Genomic DNA, 588 nt, shown 5'->3' on the forward strand with positions numbered 1-588 from the left:
AAGAAGACGCCGGACACAGACTTCCTCTGCTACCGCTTCCCCGGCACCGACGGCAGCGTCGTCTACAACTCCGACATGTTCGGCATGTTCAACGTCCCCGATGACCGCAAGGCGGCCCAGGTGGCACTGGCCACGGCAACGCTGTCGAAGAGCTTCCAGTCGGCCTTCAACGTCGTCAAGGGTTCGGTGCCGGCCCGCACCGACGTTCCCGATACCGACTTCGACGCTTGCGGCAAGAAGGGCATCGCCGACCTGAAGGCAGCCAACGAAGGCGGCACGCTGTTCGGCTCGCTGGCGCAAGGCTACGGCGCACCGCCGGCGATCGCCAATGCTTATAAGGACGTCGTCTCGAAGTTCGTCCATGGCCAGATCAAGACCTCCGACGAGGCCGTGACCCAGCTCGTCCAGGCGATCGACGACGCCCGCTGAGATCACTTGTGATGACAAAGCTTCCCCGCGTGACCCGCGGGGAAGCTTCCGGGGAGGAGATGACATTCCATGAGCACAGTTGCGACCACCGATCCGGTTTTGACGCCGAGGCAATCGACGGGGATCTCGTTGAGGGGCCGGCTGCAGGATGCGCTGCCG

The 588-nt window shown here is 63.8% G+C and carries 1 pseudogene; it reads left to right on the plus strand.

Annotation, left to right across the window (positions count from 1 at the left end):
* Positions 1–429 (plus strand): annotated as a pseudogene (locus G9X64_RS22125) (sugar ABC transporter substrate-binding protein); the annotation flags it as partial.
* Positions 430–588 lie beyond the last annotated feature (159 nt).

The organism is Rhizobium sophorae (genome assembly GCF_013087515.1).
GTDB lineage: Bacteria > Pseudomonadota > Alphaproteobacteria > Rhizobiales > Rhizobiaceae > Rhizobium > Rhizobium sophorae.